18 protein-coding genes and 3 tRNA genes are annotated in these 17,253 nt (G+C 49.9%); 6 read left to right on the top strand and 15 right to left on the bottom strand.

Annotated features, from left to right (window positions below):
* Positions 1 to 123: 123 nt before the first annotated feature.
* Positions 124 to 468: a hypothetical protein gene (locus tag WC1_RS10195; protein WP_016150545.1), complete on the top strand. Its 345-nt coding sequence runs from the start codon at positions 124 to 126 to the stop codon at positions 466 to 468.
* Between the two features lie 109 nt (positions 469 to 577).
* On the opposite strand, the gene WC1_RS10190 is transcribed toward WC1_RS10195, so the two are convergent.
* From WC1_RS10190 to uvrY, 6 genes are all read right to left on the bottom strand, one after another.
* Positions 578 to 664: transfer RNA gene (locus WC1_RS10190), tRNA-Leu, on the bottom strand.
* Positions 665 to 676: 12 nt separating this feature from the next.
* Positions 677 to 750: transfer RNA gene (locus tag WC1_RS10185), tRNA-Cys, on the bottom strand.
* Between the two features lie 51 nt (positions 751 to 801).
* A tRNA-Gly gene (locus WC1_RS10180) sits at positions 802 to 877 on the bottom strand.
* Positions 878 to 1,028: 151 nt separating this feature from the next.
* The gene (pgsA, locus tag WC1_RS10175) at positions 1,029 to 1,577 is read right to left on the bottom strand and encodes a CDP-diacylglycerol--glycerol-3-phosphate 3-phosphatidyltransferase (protein ID WP_003030490.1); all 549 of its coding nucleotides are present in this window, start codon (positions 1,575 to 1,577) and stop codon (positions 1,029 to 1,031) included.
* 55 nt (positions 1,578 to 1,632) lie between these two features.
* Positions 1,633 to 3,465, bottom strand: coding sequence for an excinuclease ABC subunit UvrC (gene uvrC / locus WC1_RS10170; RefSeq protein ID WP_003030488.1), 1,833 nt, complete (start codon positions 3,463 to 3,465; stop codon positions 1,633 to 1,635).
* A complete protein-coding gene (gene uvrY, locus WC1_RS10165; protein WP_003030486.1) occupies positions 3,462 to 4,118 on the bottom strand; it encodes a UvrY/SirA/GacA family response regulator transcription factor in 657 nt (218 codons plus the stop codon). The genes uvrC and uvrY overlap by 4 nt, the downstream gene beginning before the upstream one ends.
* A gap of 459 nt (positions 4,119 to 4,577) precedes the next feature.
* On the opposite strand from uvrY, the gene WC1_RS10160 reads away from it, so the two are divergent.
* Positions 4,578 to 4,802, top strand: coding sequence for a DUF2594 family protein (locus WC1_RS10160; protein WP_003030482.1), 225 nt, complete (start codon positions 4,578 to 4,580; stop codon positions 4,800 to 4,802).
* Positions 4,803 to 4,868: 66 nt separating this feature from the next.
* On the opposite strand, the gene sdiA is transcribed toward WC1_RS10160, so the two are convergent.
* The 9 genes from sdiA to WC1_RS10110 form a co-directional block, all read right to left on the bottom strand.
* A complete protein-coding gene (sdiA, locus tag WC1_RS10155; protein ID WP_003030480.1) occupies positions 4,869 to 5,591 on the bottom strand; it encodes a quorum-sensing transcriptional regulator SdiA in 723 nt (240 codons plus the stop codon).
* Between the two features lie 230 nt (positions 5,592 to 5,821).
* Complete coding sequence (gene tcyN / locus WC1_RS10150) at positions 5,822 to 6,574, bottom strand: L-cystine ABC transporter ATP-binding protein TcyN (RefSeq protein ID WP_016150546.1); 753 nt, start codon at positions 6,572 to 6,574, stop codon at positions 5,822 to 5,824.
* A complete protein-coding gene (gene tcyL / locus WC1_RS10145; RefSeq protein WP_003030474.1) occupies positions 6,571 to 7,239 on the bottom strand; it encodes a cystine ABC transporter permease in 669 nt (222 codons plus the stop codon). The genes tcyN and tcyL overlap by 4 nt, the downstream gene beginning before the upstream one ends.
* Positions 7,240 to 7,260: 21 nt before the next feature.
* Positions 7,261 to 8,247 carry a D-cysteine desulfhydrase gene (dcyD, locus tag WC1_RS10140; protein ID WP_003030471.1) on the bottom strand — a complete coding sequence of 329 codons (987 nt, stop codon included), beginning with the start codon at positions 8,245 to 8,247 and terminating at the stop codon, positions 7,261 to 7,263.
* A 108-nt stretch (positions 8,248 to 8,355) separates the two neighbouring features.
* Positions 8,356 to 9,156: a cystine ABC transporter substrate-binding protein gene (tcyJ, locus tag WC1_RS10135; RefSeq protein ID WP_003030469.1), complete on the bottom strand. Its 801-nt coding sequence runs from the start codon at positions 9,154 to 9,156 to the stop codon at positions 8,356 to 8,358.
* 100 nt (positions 9,157 to 9,256) lie between these two features.
* Complete coding sequence (fliZ, locus tag WC1_RS10130) at positions 9,257 to 9,808, bottom strand: flagella biosynthesis regulatory protein FliZ (protein ID WP_016150547.1); 552 nt, start codon at positions 9,806 to 9,808, stop codon at positions 9,257 to 9,259.
* A 57-nt stretch (positions 9,809 to 9,865) separates the two neighbouring features.
* Entirely contained in the window at positions 9,866 to 10,585 is a 720-nt protein-coding gene (locus WC1_RS10125; protein WP_003030465.1) for an RNA polymerase sigma factor FliA, read from the bottom strand.
* A gap of 213 nt (positions 10,586 to 10,798) precedes the next feature.
* Positions 10,799 to 11,910, bottom strand: a protein-coding gene (locus WC1_RS24480) for an IS3 family transposase (RefSeq protein ID WP_085951609.1) whose coding sequence is annotated in 2 segments (ribosomal slippage) — positions 10,799 to 11,649 and positions 11,649 to 11,910 — 1,113 coding nt in all. Because the reading frame shifts where the segments join, the coding sequence is not laid out codon by codon here.
* 42 nt (positions 11,911 to 11,952) lie between these two features.
* Positions 11,953 to 13,230 (bottom strand): FliC/FljB family flagellin, encoded by a 1,278-nt coding sequence (locus tag WC1_RS10110; protein ID WP_016150548.1) that lies wholly within the window; start codon positions 13,228 to 13,230, stop codon positions 11,953 to 11,955.
* 255 nt (positions 13,231 to 13,485) lie between these two features.
* Between WC1_RS10110 and fliD the strand changes: the two genes are divergently transcribed.
* The 4 genes from fliD to amyA all read left to right on the top strand — a co-directional run bounded on the left by fliD (position 13,486) and on the right by amyA (position 17,236).
* Positions 13,486 to 14,886 (top strand): flagellar filament capping protein FliD, encoded by a 1,401-nt coding sequence (gene fliD, locus WC1_RS10105; protein ID WP_016150549.1) that lies wholly within the window; start codon positions 13,486 to 13,488, stop codon positions 14,884 to 14,886.
* Positions 14,887 to 14,901: 15 nt separating this feature from the next.
* Entirely contained in the window at positions 14,902 to 15,309 is a 408-nt protein-coding gene (gene fliS / locus WC1_RS10100) for a flagellar export chaperone FliS (protein ID WP_016150550.1), read from the top strand.
* Positions 15,309 to 15,680: a flagella biosynthesis regulatory protein FliT gene (fliT, locus tag WC1_RS10095; protein ID WP_016150551.1), complete on the top strand. Its 372-nt coding sequence runs from the start codon at positions 15,309 to 15,311 to the stop codon at positions 15,678 to 15,680. Before fliS ends, fliT begins: the two co-directional genes overlap by 1 nt.
* 68 nt (positions 15,681 to 15,748) lie before the next feature.
* On the top strand, positions 15,749 to 17,236 hold the full coding sequence (gene amyA / locus WC1_RS10090; protein ID WP_016150552.1) for an alpha-amylase: 1,488 nt from the start codon (positions 15,749 to 15,751) through the stop codon (positions 17,234 to 17,236).
* The last annotated feature ends 17 nt before the right edge of the window (positions 17,237 to 17,253 follow it).

The following is a 17,253-nucleotide window of genomic DNA, read 5'->3' on the forward strand; positions in this document are numbered from 1 at the left end:
CACTACTCTTCCGGCCCCTCAGACTCAGTATGGGCAGCAGGTTTAAATTATTGGTTTTCTTTTTAGTTGAGATGACAACATAAAGCTATACTTTAATAGCCATACTTTTAATAGGTATTAATCATGAAACTGCCATCGGTATTTTCATGCACCGTTCTTATATTACTGCTGCTGTCGTCATCTTCTGCCACATCCAGCGCGTTACAAAACCAGGCCGTCAGAGAGCAAGAGTTAAGCGCGGCACTTCGAGCCGGTAATGGCGTGATCATCATTGGCGGGACGGATGATTTCGTTTTCACGTTCAGGGCACGAAACCGAATCCACAGACACCTGGCGATACAGGATGACTTTGGCGATCCCATCCTGATGAATGGTTTCCAGGACCACAACTATAATCCCGCCCGCGATGGTTTTATCAACAACCCTGCCCGAGGGGGCTTTATGTTTAACGCGCCTATTCGGCGATAGATTGATGAGCAATAGTGAGTTCTATGCTTGTAAAAAACAAGCACAAAAAAACCACCCGTAGGTGGTTTCACGACACTGCTTATTGCTTTGATTATTCTGTTCTTTCCCATGGTACCCGGAGTGGGACTTGAACCCACACAGCGCGAACGCCGAGGGATTTTAAATCCCTTGTGTCTACCGATTCCACCATCCGGGCTCGGGAAGAAATTGGAGGCGCGTTCCGGAGTCGAACCGGACTAGACGGATTTGCAATCCGCTACATAACCGCTTTGCTAACGCGCCGAAATCTTCTGGCTTTACAGCCGACATCCGCGATTGCCGATGTCTCTAATTTGGAGCGGGAAACGAGACTCGAACTCGCGACCCCGACCTTGGCAAGGTCGTGCTCTACCAACTGAGCTATTCCCGCATCACCAAGTAACTTTGTTAATCACTTGATTTTGTTATCGTCTGGCAATCAGTGCTGCCGTTCGATGCGTTGCATTCTACTTACCTGACGCAATGAGTCAACGATATTTTTCACCACTAACGATCGTTTGCTGAAATTTGCGTCGAAACGATCACTGATCAAGCAAATCTCCACGTGCAGCGCTCAAATACTGGAACATTGACCACAAAGTCAGTATCGCGGCGACGAAGAAAAGTGCGATCCCAGCATACTCAACCCAGATATTTGGACGCCACAGCAGCCAGGCCAGTGCAGCCATTTGCGAAGTGGTTTTCACTTTACCAATCCAGGATACGGCTACGCTGCTGCGTTTACCCAGTTCGGCCATCCATTCACGTAGTGCAGAGATGATGATTTCACGCGCAATCATTGTTGCGGCAGGGAGCGTCACCCACCAGCTGTGGTAATGCTCTGTCACCAGTACCATCGCAATAGCTACCAGCACTTTATCAGCGACCGGATCGAGGAAGGCGCCAAAACGCGTGCTTTGGTTCCAGCGGCGAGCCAGAAAACCGTCAAACCAGTCTGTGACCGCTGCGATACAGAAGATCAGCGCACAAACAAAAGGAGCCCAGGTGAATGGCAGGTAAAAAGCCAATACAAAGAATGGGATCAGGATGACGCGAAACAGCGTGAGCAACGTAGGGATATTAAATTGCATATGACGGATAACTATCTGTTGTCAGTGAAATTACCCCTATGTTGCTACAGAGGGCCTAATGTTTCAACGAGTAGAAGATCTTTTCTGCCAGAGCTTGCGAAATACCCGGCACTTTTGCAATTTCTTCGATACTTGCATTACGAAGACCTTGCAAACCTCCCATATATTTCAACAACATCTGGCGACGCTTTGGCCCGACACCTTCGATGGTCTCAAGCGTGCTGGTACTTTTCACTTTCGCCCGCTTTTTACGATGCCCGCTAATCGCATGATCGTGAGATTCATCGCGGATATGCTGGATAACGTGCAATGCAGGCGAATCCGGCGGCAGACTAAAGCCCTCACCTTCCGGCTCAAAGAACAGTGTTTCCAGACCGGCTTTACGATCGGCCCCTTTTGCCACCCCCAGCAAAAGTGGGTGCTGTTTGTCCCAGGGAACGTCCAGTTCAGCAAAAACGGCTTTCGCCTGCCCTAACTGACCTTTACCGCCGTCGATCAATATGACGTCCGGGATCTTACTTTCTTCAATCGCCTTACCATAACGCCGACGTAAGACCTGATTCATCGCCGCATAATCATCACCCGGCGTAATGCCGGTAATATTGTAACGCCGATATTCTGCACGCAGCGGGCCATTGGCATCAAAAACCACGCAGGAGGCTACCGTCTGTTCCCCCATCGTATGGCTAATGTCGAAGCACTCCATACGCTTCACCGCAGGTAACTTCAATACGGAGGCCAGCGCCGTTAGACGTTGCGTAATCGTCGACTGCTGAGAAAGTTTCGTGGTGAGCGCCACTGCCGCGTTGGTCCGCGCCAGCTTCAGATAACGCGCGCGATCCCCTCGCGGTTTCGTCTGCACGTTAATCTTCCGTCCGGCCAGTTCAGACAGAGAGTCTGCCAGCAGGGTTTTATCGCTAAGATTGAAATCGAGCAGGATCTCCCCGGGTAAGGTACGCATCTGGCTCCCCTGCAGATAAAACTGCCCGACAAAGGTTTCGACGACCTCGCCGAGTTCCGTACCACCGGGTACTTTAGGGAAATAGCTGCGGCTGCCCAGCACTTTACCCTGGCGAATAAACAGAACGTGCACACAGGCCATGCCGGCGTCAAACGCCACGCCAATGACGTCCAGATCGTCTCCGGTGTTAGAGACAAACTGTTTTTCGGTCACGCGGCGTACGGCCTGGATTTGGTCACGAATTCGCGCAGCCTCTTCAAATTCGAGATTTTGGCTGGCCTTTTCCATGCGGGTGATCAGCTGTGTTAATACCTGATCGTCTTTTCCGGACAGGAACAGACGAACATACTCGACTTGCTGAGCATACTCTTCCTCGCTCACCAGACCCGCGACACACGGGCCGAGACAGCGGCCAATCTGATATTGCAGACAAGGTCGAGAACGGTTGCGATAAACGCTGTTTTCGCACTGGCGGATAGGGAATATTTTCTGCAACAGCGCCAGCGTTTCACGCACCGCATAACCGTTAGGGAACGGTCCAAAGTACTCGCCTTTGGCATGCTTTGCCCCACGATGCATCGCCAGACGCGGGTGGGTATCGCCGCTAAGGAATATAAAGGGGTAGGATTTATCATCACGCAGCAATACGTTATAACGCGGCTGATATAGCTTGATGTAGTTGTGCTCAAGCAATAACGCTTCGGTTTCAGTGTGCGTTACCGTGACATCAATCTGCTGGATTTGCGCGACCAGCGCTTCGGTCTTGCGTGACGCAAGATTACTACGGAAGTAGCTGGAAAGCCTTTTTTTCAGGTCTTTCGCTTTCCCGACATAGATAACCGTTCCGGCGGTATCATACATACGATAGACGCCGGGCTGACTGGTCACGGTTTTCAGGAACGCTTTGGCATCAAACTGATCTGTCACTGGCTTGCTAATGTCTCCGCATTACACAGGCCATGGCGAATTGCCAGGTGAGTCAGCTCTACATCGCCATGAATGTTTAATTTACTGAACATTCGATAGCGATAGCTGTTCACCGTTTTAGGACTAAGATTCAGTTGCTCTGAGATCTCATTAACCTTCTGACCTTTGGTGATCATCAGCATAATCTGCAACTCGCGTTCAGACAAACTGGCAAACGGGGTTTCCGTTTTCTCAGGCTCAATCTGGCTGAGCGCCATTTGCTGAGCGATATCGGAGGCAATATACCGTTGCCCGGAAAAAACCGAACGAATCGCACTCACTACTTCCTGGGGGGCGGCGCCTTTGCTGAGATACCCTGCGGCCCCTGCCTGCATAACTTTTGCAGGTAATGGGTTTTCGGTGTGTACCGTCAGCATGATCACTTTAATGTCTGCCGTGGAACGCGCAATTTTGCGGGTTGCTTCCAGACCGCCAATACCGGGCATATTCATATCCATCAGCACAACGTCAACGGAATTTGAGCGGCACCATTTTACCGCATCTTCACCGCAGCACGCTTCGCCGACAACTTTTATGCCTTTTATATCTTCCAGAATGCGTCGTATCCCTGCGCGCACCAGTTCGTGGTCATCAACAAGAAAAACGTTGATCAAAGGAATATCTCCAGAATAGGGATAACGCTACCGATAGTTAATCGGTCCTATGTTAACGGGTTTTATCTCAACTTTGAAATGTAAAAAACGCCCGACTTTCGATTTTGCTCTCGTTTTTGGAAATTAGATTGTACGACGAGTGGAAACTTTCAGTCCTGACAGCCTTCTGCCAAGGTTATATCTGCATAGCTGTTTCATAATGGTGACAAAAAGATCATATTCCTTCGCTGAATGCAAACCAGGCAGTCAAAGTTGTAACAATAATTAACGAGGAAAATACTCGAAATAAACAACATGTGGAGAAAATATATGCACTGCAACATGTTGTTTATTTTAATGTCCACAACATTGGTCCGCGCAAAAAACAACCACAGATATTTTTAGCCTCGCTTATGGTATACTCCGCCGCCTTAAGATTTGACATCGCACTTTTTCATTGAAACATAACGAGGAAAATAAATGAGTACGCCTGACTTTTCCACTGCTGAGAATAACCAGGAACTGGCCAATGAAGTCACCTGCCTGAAAGCCATGTTAACGCTGATGCTGCAGGCAATGGGTCAAGCCGATGCAGGCCGCGTGATTCTTAAAATGGAAAAACAGCTCGCGCTGATTGAAGATCAATCACAGGCTGCGGTATTTTCCAACACGGTTAAGCAAATTAAACAAGCTTACCGCCAGTAATAAGAAACCGGCTGATAGCAATGCTCTCAGCCGGTTTTGCGTCTGACACTCAGAACGATAATTTACTCAGATAAGCCCGGTTGCCGCGGCATAACAGGCTATCTGCGTTTTGTTTGGCGCGTTGAATTTCTTTTGCATATTCTTCTGGTGGAAGTTCACGGTATTTTCAGAAATCGACAGAATGATGGCTATCTCTGAAGAGGTCTTCCCTTCTGCCGTCCATTTCAATATTTCCTTTTCCCGCTTGCTAAAACGCATCTCTGGCGCCATAACCATGTCATCTTCCAGTCGCGTCAGTACAGACAGACTTTCCCGTACCAAAAGCTGCATCCTGAGCTCCACTTCATCGCTCGCAAGGCGACTGTTACGGATACTTGCACGCGATACAGATAAAAAACCCAACGCCCGGTTAGGCAACATTAAGCATTGCGTCATCCCTTTGCGTAAACCGTGATTGCGCGCGGCGTCCCACAAAGGTTGCGCATCGCGAAACAGAGTATCGTTCCAGGGTAAATGCCCCTGACTGAAGTTTTCAGGTTTCAGCACCGGATCAATGGCAAAATAATTTTCGGACTGATAATGCGCCACCCATGCTTTGGGATAGGTCGTATGAAGTGACGTTTTAGGTCGGGTAAAAGGTACCGGATGACGAACACAGAGCGCGTAAAAATCAAACTCTAAGTGCTGCGTCTGTTGTTGCAATTCCGTATAGACATCCTCTGCCGTCGCCATTTCCTGAAAGCGTAACAGCATGCTCCGTCGCCAGGTGAAGAAATCAAGATCCTGCATACTAAGTGGTAATGCCCCTGAGATTGATAATCATCCAAACATATGAAACAAGCTAACACATAAATGTATTTTATATATGCAAATTATCGGACAAATGAACAATTACTTGAGTATTACTCAACAGCGGAAGTAAGTAACAGAATCAAATGTTAATAATAAAGCAATAATTATAAATAGTTATGCGAAGAGCACTCGCCAGAAACAATCCCGGCGAGTGCCATATACACTATTTATTGCATCAAAAACTTTTCAAGAAACTGACGGGTACGTGGCTGCTGCGGGTGCGTGAATAAGGACTTTGCTGGTCCCTGCTCGACTATCCGTCCTTGATCCATAAATATCGCTCTATCGGCGACATCGCGAGCAAAGCTCATTTCATGCGTCACAATTACCATGGTGCGTTTTTCCTGCGCCAGTTGGCGGATGGTATTAAGTACCTCGCCAACCAATTCAGGATCAAGCGCGGAGGTCGGTTCATCAAAAAGAATAACCTCAGGTCGCATCGCCAGCGCTCGGGCAATCGCTACGCGCTGCTGCTGTCCACCCGATAAACGCCGTGGATAGCTGGTTTCTTTACCTGCCATCCCGACTTTCGCCAGCAATTCACGCGCACGAGCTGTCGCTTCAGCTTTTGGTTCACCTTTGACTATCACCGGCCCTTCAATAATGTTTTCCAGCACTGTCCGATGGGGAAACAAATTAAAGTTCTGGAACACAAAACCGACGTGCTGGCGTAACTGACGAATCAGCCCTTTCTGCTGGGTCAACGAACGCGCGGTATCAATGGTAATCTCACCTACTTTAATGGTGCCCGCCTCCGGTAGCTCCAGCAAATTAATGCTACGCAGCAGCGTGGTTTTGCCCGATCCGCTCGGCCCGATAATCGCTACTACTTCACCAGGTTTGACGTCAAGATCGATCCCATGCAGCACCGTTTGCCCATGAAATTTTTTGACCAGGTTTCTGACTTCGATAGCACTCATTTCGGCTCTCTCTCCTGGCGGTTCAGTTGTTCTTCAAAATAGTTTTGCAGCGCAGAAAGCACCGTCGCCATCACCCAGTAAATCAACGAGGCCGCCAGATACATCGTAAAGACTTCTAACGTACGCGAGGTAATCAGCTGCGCCTGACGGAACAGTTCCGGTACCTGAATAGTGGCGGCCAAAGAGGTATCTTTCACCAGACTGATAAAGCTGTTGCTCAGCGGCGGCAACGCAACGCGCGCAGCCTGTGGCAGGATTGCCCGGCGCATGGTCTGCCAGCGCGTCATACCAATACTGGCACCCGCCTCCCACTGTCCTTTGTCGATGGAAGAGATTGCCGCACGCAGGGTTTCCGCAGCGTAGGCGGCTGTATTAAGCGACAAGCCAATCATCGCCGCCGGGATGGGATCAAGCTCAATTCCAAACTGCGGCAGACCGTAATAAATCATAAACAGCTGGGCAATCAACGGCGTTCCGCGAAAGATAGAGATATAAAAACGCGCCAGCCAGCGCACAGGCAGCAGCGGCGACAGACGCATCAACGCCAGGATAAACCCCAGCACGAGGCCAAAAAACATCCCGCCGATACTCAGTTGCAGCGTAAAAACCGCGCCTTTGAGCAGATACGGCAGGGAATCAATTACCAGTTGGATACTTTCATGCATTAGCGTTTTTCGACCTGGTTGTTACACGTGAGGATGGTAGGCAAACAGTGCAGGCGCCCCACCGGTATGGATAAAGAGGATTGGCCCTTCATCTTTGAAGCGCTTCTGGCTGATGCCGTCAATCAAACCCGCCATCGCCTTACCGGTATACACCGGATCCAACAAAATGCCTTCGAGGCGCGCCAGCAGTTTTACCGCCTCCATGCCCTCTTCGTTTGGCGTACCGTAGCCCGGCGCATAATAATCATCCCATAACAGGATATCCGCTGAGGCCGTCAGCTCCAGTTCACGGGCAATATCCTGCTGCAACGTGACAACTTTTGGTTTTTGATCGGCGACGCTGCGCGAAACGGTCACGCCGATAAGCTCGACGTCTGGCATCAGTTGCTCCAGCCCCACCGCCAGCCCGGCATGCGTTCCCGCACTGCCCGACGCGACCACCACGGAAGAGAGCGAAACGGCCCCTTCACACTGCTGGGCAATTTCCAGCGCGCTTTCCACATAACCCATCGCCCCCAGAGCATTAGAGCCCCCAACAGGGATCACATACGGGCGGAACCCTTGCGCTTCAATGCGCGTCGCCAGCTCCTGCAACTGCGCATTCGGATCGGTTAGCGCGTCACACATTTCGATCTGCGTATTAAACAGATCCAACAGCAGACGGTTGCCATTGGTGAGATAGTTTTCCGCCGTGGTGCCAATCGGATTTTCCAACAGCGCCACGCAGTGCAGGCCAAGCTTAGCCGCTACCGCCGCCGTCTGGCGAACATGGTTAGACTGGATGGCACCCGCGGTTATCAGCGTATCAGCGCCTTCACGCAGTGCGTCTGCGGCCAGGAACTCCAGCTTACGCAGCTTATTGCCGCCCATGGCCATCGGCGTGACGTCATCGCGTTTGATGAAAATATCGCGCCCAAGGTAGTCGGAGAAACGTGGAAGATATTCGAGCGGCGTTGGCGCGCCAATAAATTCCAGACGTGGAAAGCGCGTTAAGTTATGCAGCGGCATACAGCCTCCGGTATTCGTTGTTGTGATGTTCTTTTTATTATGCACGTTCAGGCGCAATGAAATAAAAAAAGGCGCTGTTAAAGGCGCCTTTTTTTCAGCGGATGACGATTATTTCGTCACATCCGCTCCAAACCATTTTTCAGACAGGGCTTTCAGCGTACCGTCTTTCTGCATTTCAGCAATGGCCGCATCAACCGCTTTCAGCAGATCTTCATTGCCTTTGCGCAGCGCCACGCCGGACTCCTGACGGGAGAACGCTTCACCGGTCACAGCCAGCGTATCCTTGGTTTTCTTGACCAGATCCAGCGCCGCCAGACGGTCAACCAGAATGGCGTCGATACGGCCTACACGCAGATCCTGGTATTTGGTCGGGTCATCATCATAGGTACGAATATCCACGCCCTGCACGTTCTGGCGCAGCCACTCTTCATAGTTGGTGCCCAGACCAACGCCGACTTTTTTACCTTTCAGATCGGCAGCGGTCTTAATAACGCCTTCATTGCCTTTTTTCACCAGCGCCTGAATACCAGAAACCGTATACGGGGTAGAGAAATCGTATTTTTTCTTACGTTCGTCAGAGATGGTCACCTGGTTGATGACCACATCAATGCGCTTGGAATCAAGAGAGGCCAGCATACCGTCCCACTTGGTCGGCTTCAGGTTAGCTTTCACCCCAAGGTGCTTGGCCAGTTCCTCAGCGAATTCCACTTCGAAACCGGTCAGCTTGCCGTCATCGCCCTGAAAACTAAACGGGGGATAGGTCCCTTCCAGGCCCACCAGCAGCGTGCCGCGCTCTTTAACTTTATTTAACAGACCTTCATCTGCATAAGTCTTTACGCTCATTCCGGCGACAAGTGCAACAGCCATTACACCCATCAGAGCCTGACGTCCCAGAAGTGCTAATTTCATAGTTACCCCGAATATTGTCATTAGTGACTATCATTTATGACTACAGTGTAAAACGTTTGCTGTGATCCACAAACACGACTCTGTTACACCTTATTCGTTTTTAATATATATCAGAACTGGCTGTCCAGGAGGATTTCTGCATATGCCCTATATGCGTATGGGCTTTAAACTGCTCATACTTACGTAAGGCGATGCGGTAATTGTTGGTGCTGGTTTCCGGCAGCCACGGGGCAAGGTTTTCGTCGAGGAACCCTTCCTGTAGCAGATCGTGAGAGATATTTTGTTCGGTCAGGTGATTCCCGAGGCGACGCAGACGGACAACGTATTCACGTACCGTACCGTGACTCATTTCGGTCTGCTCAAATAAAAACTGTTTAAAACCGATAATATCGAAAAAGTCGCTCTGCTCTTTGCAATGCAAATCACCGCAAAAACGACACAGTGCCACCCACTCTTTTTTCTCCTGCTCCCACTCGGCTTCATCCAACAAAGTGTCCAGGCGGGCGATAGCGATTTTATTCACAATTTGCCCGCGACGAACCAGCGTGATCCTGTCGAGCAACTTAAAGCAATGGGCGCAATGCGTCTGGCTGTGTTTGAAATCTTTGAGGTAGCGGCTTAGAGGCCGTCTTTTTGATTGCTGCACCGTCATGAGAACTCCTGGTAGTCAATTCGTAATGCGGCATTGTTCAGGGGTAATAATGTACCCCTATAGCTTACCCAGCTTGGTGCGTAGACGTTTGATGGCCTGACTGTGCAACTGGCTGACCCGTGATTCCCCGACTTCCAGTACTGCGCCAATCTCTTTCAGATTCAGCTCTTCCTGGTAGTACAGCGTTAACACCAGCTTTTCGCGCTCCGGCAACGCCTCGATCGCGTCCATCACGCGCTGGCGGAGGTTACCCTCAAGAAGCTGTTGTAACGGGTTTTCCTGCTGATGTTCTTCCGTCACCAGCTCAATACTATCGCCATGCTCTTCCCGCCACTCGTCATAAGAGAAGAGTTGGCTGTTATTGGTATCGAGCAACATCTGACGATACTCTTGTACAGGAATAGCCAGACGCGCCGCCACTTCGGTTTCCGTCGCGTTGCGTCCTAATTCCTGCTCCAGTTGTCCCATCGCCTGTGCCACTTCGCGAGCATTGCGCCGAACGCTACGCGGCACCCAATCCCGGCTACGTAGTTCGTCCAGCATTGCTCCACGAATACGCTGCACTGCGTAAGTAGTAAATGCCGTTCCTTGCAAAGCGTCATATCGGTCAACGGCATTCAATAACCCGATGCCGCCCGCTTGTAGCAGGTCATCCAGTTCTACGCTCGCCGGCAAACGCACCTGAAGGCGCAATGCTTCGTGACGCACCAACGGTACATAACGCTGCCACAGCGAGTGTTTATCCATTACACCTTCAGCGGTATACAGTGAATTCACGATAAACAGCCCTGCGTTAAATGAGTTATCGGCATGATTATCCGTTTCTGCAGGGGTTTTAATCGGGTGAATAGTGGGTGAAATGGGGGGTTATTTAGGGGTTACGGGTAAAGCCGAATGTAAAAAACCCCGCCGGAGCGGGGTTTGCGCGATAAGCGTAAATTAACGCAGCAGAGACAGAACGTTCTGCGTGGTCTTGTAAATAGACCCGTTTTAGTTCCATGCATTTTTTGAGATCCCGGCCAAATGATTGTGTTGCCGATATTCCTCCGGCGTCATATTGTTCAGTGATTCATGAGGGCGTTCACAGTTATATTCTGACACCCATCTTTCCGTGATTTCCCGCACTTCATTCAGCGTTCTGAACAGATAAAAATCGAGTATTTCTGTACGGTATGTTCGGTTAAAGCGCTCAATAAAAGCGTTCTGCGTCGGCTTACCCGGCTGGATAAACTCCAGTTTTACTGCATGTTTCTCTGCCCATTCAGCCAGTGCCAGTGAGATAAATTCCGGACCGTTATCCATACGTAGCATGACCGGATAGCCGCGATTTGCCGCAATCCTGTCGAGTACACGGACCACGCGCAGAGCTGGCAGATTCAGATCGATTTCAATCGACAACGCCTCACGGTTAAAGTCATCAACGACATTGAACGTGCGAAAACGACGGCCACAGACCAGGGCATCATGCATAAAATCGACAGACCAGCTCTGGTTCAGTGCTTCCGGCGTGGCCAGTGGCGAAGGATTACGCACCGGCAACCGCTGTTTGCCCTTTCGGCGAAAATTCAGCTTCAGCAGACAATAAATACGATGGATCCTTTTGTGATTCCACGGGTGTCCCTGCCGCCGCAACACCTGGAAAAGTTTTGGAAAACCGTATCGTGGGTATCGCTCTGCCACTGCCTGTAACGCGACAATAACGGGTTCGTCACGCGTGGGATCCGGGCGGTAATGGTAAACCGTTCTGCTCAGGTTCAGACTCCGGCAGGCCTGACGGATACTGAGTCCGAATGTCGTTACCAGATGAGTGACCAGCTCACGCTTAAAGGCTGGTTTTAAAGCTTTTTTTCGATAACGTCTTTCAGCGCCCGGTTCTCAAGGCTCAGGTCGGCAAACATCTGTTTGAGACGTCGGTTCTCGTCCTCAAGATCTTTGATCTTTTTAATATCAGAAGCCTCCATGCCGCCGTATCTGGACTTCCAGTTGTAGTAGGTGGCTTCAGAAATACCGGCCTCCCGGCAGACATCTTTAACAGTTCGTCCGGTTTCAACCGACTTAATCACAGCGATAATCTGATGCTCAGTAAAACGGGCTTTACGCATAGCGATCTCCTTCATTGGCAGATTGATTATGCCGGATGATCTCTAAATGTGAATGGCACGATTATGCGGGCTACTTACAGTCTGGTTAGCCTGTGCCAGAACAGAAGTACCCGCCTGTTGCAGGATCTGAGCACGAGACATGTTAGACACTTCGGTCGCGTAGTCGGAATCTTCGATACGGCTACGTGCAGAAGACAGGTTGTTGACGGTGTTACCCAGGTTGGTAATAGCTGAATCGAAACGGTTCTGGATTGCACCTAATGAGCTACGTTGGGAGTCAACAATCTTCAAAGCATTATCGATAGTAGCTAAGACATCAGGACTTGTGGAAATTTTAGTTCCTACAGACACAACACCCGTTTTAGAATCGACATTAGCGCGATTAAAAGAACCATCAGCATTTTTAACCACATATCCAAGATCGCCATTATCTTTTTTGTAAGAATGCAATTTTTGGTTAGTAGCAAGTCCGGATATATCAGCGGCAACCTTTTTATCTACTTCCTTGAACTCTGTAATTTTAGTCGTTTCATCAACATCAGTTGCTGTTGTTGCGGCCGTAGTTGAATTCCAGGTAACCTTGCCATCAGCATTTTTAGTAGCAGCATGATATACACCGTCTTCATCTTTTACTACATATCCACTACCGTCCTTCAGAGCATACAAACCGTTTGCCGCTTTTGGAGTAGTAGTTTCACTATCAATCTGGATTTCTGCTTTAACAGTCTTGGAGGACAGAACGATATCAGCACCAGCAGCAACATCTTTAGCACTTGTTGCATCAAATTTTGAATCAACAGAGAAGTTTGCTAAACCGAGAGTTCCTGTGTCTATTTTCTTCAAATCGATATCAATCTTCTCTCCATCGTTAGCGCCAACTTGGATGCTAAGTTTTGAGTCTGAGGTTAATACCTTAACACCGTTAAATTGAGTTTGACCTGAGACCCGGTCAATTTCAGCTAAACGTTGTTGAATTTCCTCTTGAATAGATTGAACATCAGAATCTGAGTTTGTTCCATTCTGAGACTGAACAGCCAATTCACGAACGCGCTGCAGATTGTTGTTGATTTCGTTCAGCGCACCTTCAGTGGTCTGCGCGATGGAGATACCATCGTTGGCGTTACGGGAAGCCTGAGTCAGGCCTTTGATGTTAGAAGTGAAACGGTTAGCGATCGCCTGACCAGCCGCATCATCTTTCGCGCTGTTGATACGCAGACCGGAAGACAGACGCTCGATAGCGGAGCTCAGGGAAGACTGAGATTTGTTCAGGTTGTTCTGGGTCAACAGCGACAGGCTGTTCGTATTGATGACTTGTGCCATGATCTTTTCCTTATCAATTACAACTTGATGTTATTGGGCTGTTGCCCACGGTTTCTCACCGTAACCCATGTATCGGCACCTTAAATTCGAACTTTAGAAATTTTTTACTTTCCGCCCTCTTTTTTCTTAGCCCCAGAATTACCCGCAATATGCCCCACTATTCTGCGCATTATTATTACAAAACTATCATTAAACTTTGCGCGCAGATTGCCGATAACCCGCTTAACAATTGTTTGCAATCACAAGGAATCGGGCATGGCTTCATTTACATCATTGGGCGTAGGCTCAGGCTTACCACTGGATACGTTGCTAAACAACCTGACTATCGCGGAAAAAAAACGTTTAAACCCAATCACTCAGCAACAAACCGACAATACCGCCCGCCTGACGGCCTACGGTACGCTTAAGAGTGCGCTGGAAAAATTCCAGACGGCCAATACTGCGTTAAATAAACCAGAACTGTTCAGAAGCAGTAATGTGACCAGCAGTACCGAAGATCTGAAAGTTACCACCGAAGCCGGCGCGGCACCGGGTATTTATACCATCAGCGTCACGCAGCTGGCCCAGGCACAGTCTCTGAGCACCTCATCGGTTACTTCCAGCAAAGAGGCCCTGGGTGATGGTTCTGGTACTCGTACTATTAAAATTGAACAGACGGGTCGGAAAGAGCCGCTGGAGATTAAACTCTCGCAAGATAAGACCACGCTGGATGATATCAGCAAGGCAATTAACGATACCGACAGCGGTATCTCCGCCAGTATCGTCAAGGTGAAAGACGGTGAGTTCAAACTGGTACTCACCGCAGCCGAAGGTCTGGACAGCAAGATGACCATCTCCGTTGACGGCGACAGTAAGCTGAACGATCTGCTGGCCTACGACAGTAAGACCGGTGCTGGGAAAATGACCGAGTTGGTTCAGGCCCAAAACTCCAAGCTCACGATGAACGGTATCGATATTGAACGTCAAAGCAACAAAGTCACCGATGCCCCGCAAGGTGTTACGCTTGAGCTGACCAAAAAAGTCACCGACGCCCGAGTGACCGTGACCAAAAGCAATGACAAAGCCACGGAAGCGATTAAAGGCTGGGTGGATGCCTATAACTCACTGATCGATACCTTTAATACGCTGACCAAATATAAAGCCGTTGATCAAGGTGCTGAAGGACAGGACAAAGACAACGGTGCCTTGGTGGGTGATAGCGTAGTACGTATGATCCAGACTGGTATCCGTGCGCAGTTTGCTAACTCTGGTAGCGAAGGCGCCTTTAAGACCCTGAATGAAATCGGCATTAAACAAGATGGCAAAACCGGCAAGATGACCATCGATGATACCAAACTGAAAAAAGCGCTGGACGAAAACACCGCTTCGGTACGTGAACTGCTGGCTGGCGATGGTAAAGAAACCGGTATTACTACCAAGATTGCAGTTGAAGTTAAAAGCTACCTGGCTGATGACGGTATTATTGACAGCGCGCAGGACAGCATTAATGCCACGTTGAAAAAGCTGACCAAACAGTACCTGTCTGTGAGCGCCAGCATTGATGACATGGTTGCGCGCTATACGGCGCAGTTTACCCAGCTTGATAGCATGATGAGCAAACTGAATAACACCAGTACCTATCTGGGCCAGCAATTTACAGCGATGAATAAATCCTGATAACACGAGGTAAGTATGTATACCGCGAGCGGTACCAAAGCCTATGCACAGGTCGGCATAGAGAGTGGCGTGATGAGCGCCAGTCCACACCAGCTGATCGAAATGTTGTTTGATGGCGCGAACAGCGCCCTGGTGCGCGCTCGCCTGTTTATGCAGCAGGGTGATATCGTCGCCAAAGGCGAGGCCTTAAGCAAAGCCATTAACATTATCGACAATGGTCTGAAAGCAGGCCTGGATCAGGAGAATGGCGGTGAAATCGCCACTAACCTGTCCTCGCTGTATGACTATATGATCCGCCGTTTACTGCAAGCCAACTTGCGTAATGATTGTCAGGCCATTGAAGAAGTCGAAGAATTACTCGGCAACATTGCAGATGCCTGGAAACAGATCTCACCGAAAGCATCTTCCCAGGAGTCTCGTTAATGACCTCAGCCGTGGAGTTTATCAACCGTTGGCAGCGCATCGCGTTGCTCAGTCACTCACTGCTGGAACTGGCGCAGCGCGGTGAATGGGACCTTTTACTGGAACAGGAAGTTACCTATCTGCAAAGTATTGAAGTGGTCATGGAAGAGCAAACTCCACCGGGAATTACGCGAAGTATTCAGGATTTAGTGGCCGGGTATATTAAACAGACGCTGGATAATGAACAATTACTCAAAACGTTGTTGCAGCAGCGCCTGGATGAACTCAGCAACCTCATCGGCCAGTCGACACGCCAAAAGACGCTGAATAACGCCTATGGACGTCTTTCCGGCATGCTGCTGGTACCCGACGCCCCCACTACGCCACAATAATTTCCCGTCTCGTCTGAATTATCTTCCATACTCCAGAGGTCGGCCAAACGACTTCTGGAGCACGGAAGATGAAAAATCCCACATTATTGCAGTACTTCCACTGGTATTACCCTGATGGCGGCCAACTCTGGCCCGAACTTGCCGAACGCGCAGGTGGACTCAATGATATCGGCATCAACATGGTATGGTTGCCCCCCGCCTATAAAGGCGCGTCCGGCGGCTATTCCGTTGGCTACGACTCCTACGATCTGTTTGATCTGGGCGAATTCGACCAAAAGGGAACCGTCGCCACCAAATACGGCGATAAAAACCAGCTGCTGGCGGCGATAGACGCGCTTAAGCACAATGATATTGCCGTACTGCTGGACGTGGTGGTTAACCACAAAATGGGCGCAGATGAGAAAGAAAAGATCCGCGTCCAACAGGTTAACGCCGAGGATCGCACGCAAATAGACGATGAGATTATCGAATGCGAAGGCTGGACGCGCTACACCTTCCCTGCCCGCGCAGGCCAGTACTCGCAATTCATATGGGACTTCAAATGCTTCAGCGGCATTGACCATATCGAGAATCCCACCGAAGACGGGATTTTTAAAATCGTTAACGATTACACCGGCGAAGGCTGGAACGACCAGGTTGATGATGAATTGGGTAATTTTGATTACCTGATGGGCGAGAACATCGACTTTCGTAATCACGCCGTCACCGAGGAAATCAAATACTGGGCGCGCTGGGTGATGGATCAAACCCATTGCGACGGCTTTCGCCTGGATGCCGTCAAGCACATTCCGGCCTGGTTTTATAAAGAGTGGATTGAGCACGTGCAGGAAGTCGCGCCAAAACCGCTGTTTATCGTCGCGGAATACTGGTCCCACGAAGTCGATAAGCTACAAACCTACATCAACCAGGTAGAGGGGAAAACCATGCTGTTCGACGCCCCCCTACAGATGAAGTTTCACGAAGCGTCCCGTCAGGGCCGCGATTATGACATGAGCCAGATTTTCACCGATACCCTGGTAGAAGCAGATCCGTTTCATGCCGTCACGCTGGTGGCCAATCACGACACCCAACCTTTACAGGCACTCGAAGCCCCCGTCGAGCCGTGGTTTAAGCCGCTGGCCTATGCGCTGATCTTGCTGCGTGAAAATGGCGTACCGTCGGTGTTTTACCCTGACCTCTACGGAGCGCATTACGAAGACACCGGCGGCGATGGCGAAACCTATCCTATCGACATGCCGATCATTGAACAGCTTGATGAACTGATCCTCGCGCGCCAGCGCTTCGCACACGGGGTACAGACGCTCTTTTTCGATCATCCTAACTGTATCGCTTTTAGCCGCAGCGGAACGGACGACGATCCCGGCTGTGTGGTGGTACTGTCAAACGGCGATGACGGGGAAAAGACCATCAATCTCGGCGCGAATTACGGCAATAAAACCTGGCGTGACTATCTGGGAAATCGCGAGGAAAGCGTGGTCACCGATGAAAACGGTGAAGCAACGTTTTTCTGTAACGGCGGGAGCGTCAGCGTGTGGGTGATTGAGGACGTGTTGTAAAGTTCAACCCCGGTGGC

The organism is Citrobacter sp. KTE30, from assembly GCF_000398825.1.
Classification (GTDB): domain Bacteria; phylum Pseudomonadota; class Gammaproteobacteria; order Enterobacterales; family Enterobacteriaceae; genus Citrobacter; species Citrobacter freundii.

Bases quoted from the DNA above. Each gene is read 5' to 3' on its own strand.
- WC1_RS10195 (WP_016150545.1), top strand. From the start codon at position 124: ATGAAACTGCCATCGGTATTTTCATGCACCGTTCTTATATTACTGCTG.
- pgsA (WP_003030490.1), bottom strand. From the start codon at position 1,577: ATGCAATTTAATATCCCTACGTTGCTCACGCTGTTTCGCGTCATCCTG.
- WC1_RS10160 (WP_003030482.1), top strand. From the start codon at position 4,578: ATGAGTACGCCTGACTTTTCCACTGCTGAGAATAACCAGGAACTGGCC.
- sdiA (WP_003030480.1), bottom strand. From the start codon at position 5,591: ATGCAGGATCTTGATTTCTTCACCTGGCGACGGAGCATGCTGTTACGC.
- tcyN (WP_016150546.1), bottom strand. From the start codon at position 6,574: ATGAGTGCTATCGAAGTCAGAAACCTGGTCAAAAAATTTCATGGGCAA.
- tcyL (WP_003030474.1), bottom strand. From the start codon at position 7,239: ATGCATGAAAGTATCCAACTGGTAATTGATTCCCTGCCGTATCTGCTC.
- dcyD (WP_003030471.1), bottom strand. From the start codon at position 8,247: ATGCCGCTGCATAACTTAACGCGCTTTCCACGTCTGGAATTTATTGGC.
- tcyJ (WP_003030469.1), bottom strand. From the start codon at position 9,156: ATGAAATTAGCACTTCTGGGACGTCAGGCTCTGATGGGTGTAATGGCT.
- fliZ (WP_016150547.1), bottom strand. From the start codon at position 9,808: ATGACGGTGCAGCAATCAAAAAGACGGCCTCTAAGCCGCTACCTCAAA.
- WC1_RS10110 (WP_016150548.1), bottom strand. From the start codon at position 13,230: ATGGCACAAGTCATCAATACGAACAGCCTGTCGCTGTTGACCCAGAAC.
- fliD (WP_016150549.1), top strand. From the start codon at position 13,486: ATGGCTTCATTTACATCATTGGGCGTAGGCTCAGGCTTACCACTGGAT.
- fliS (WP_016150550.1), top strand. From the start codon at position 14,902: ATGTATACCGCGAGCGGTACCAAAGCCTATGCACAGGTCGGCATAGAG.
- fliT (WP_016150551.1), top strand. From the start codon at position 15,309: ATGACCTCAGCCGTGGAGTTTATCAACCGTTGGCAGCGCATCGCGTTG.
- amyA (WP_016150552.1), top strand. From the start codon at position 15,749: ATGAAAAATCCCACATTATTGCAGTACTTCCACTGGTATTACCCTGAT.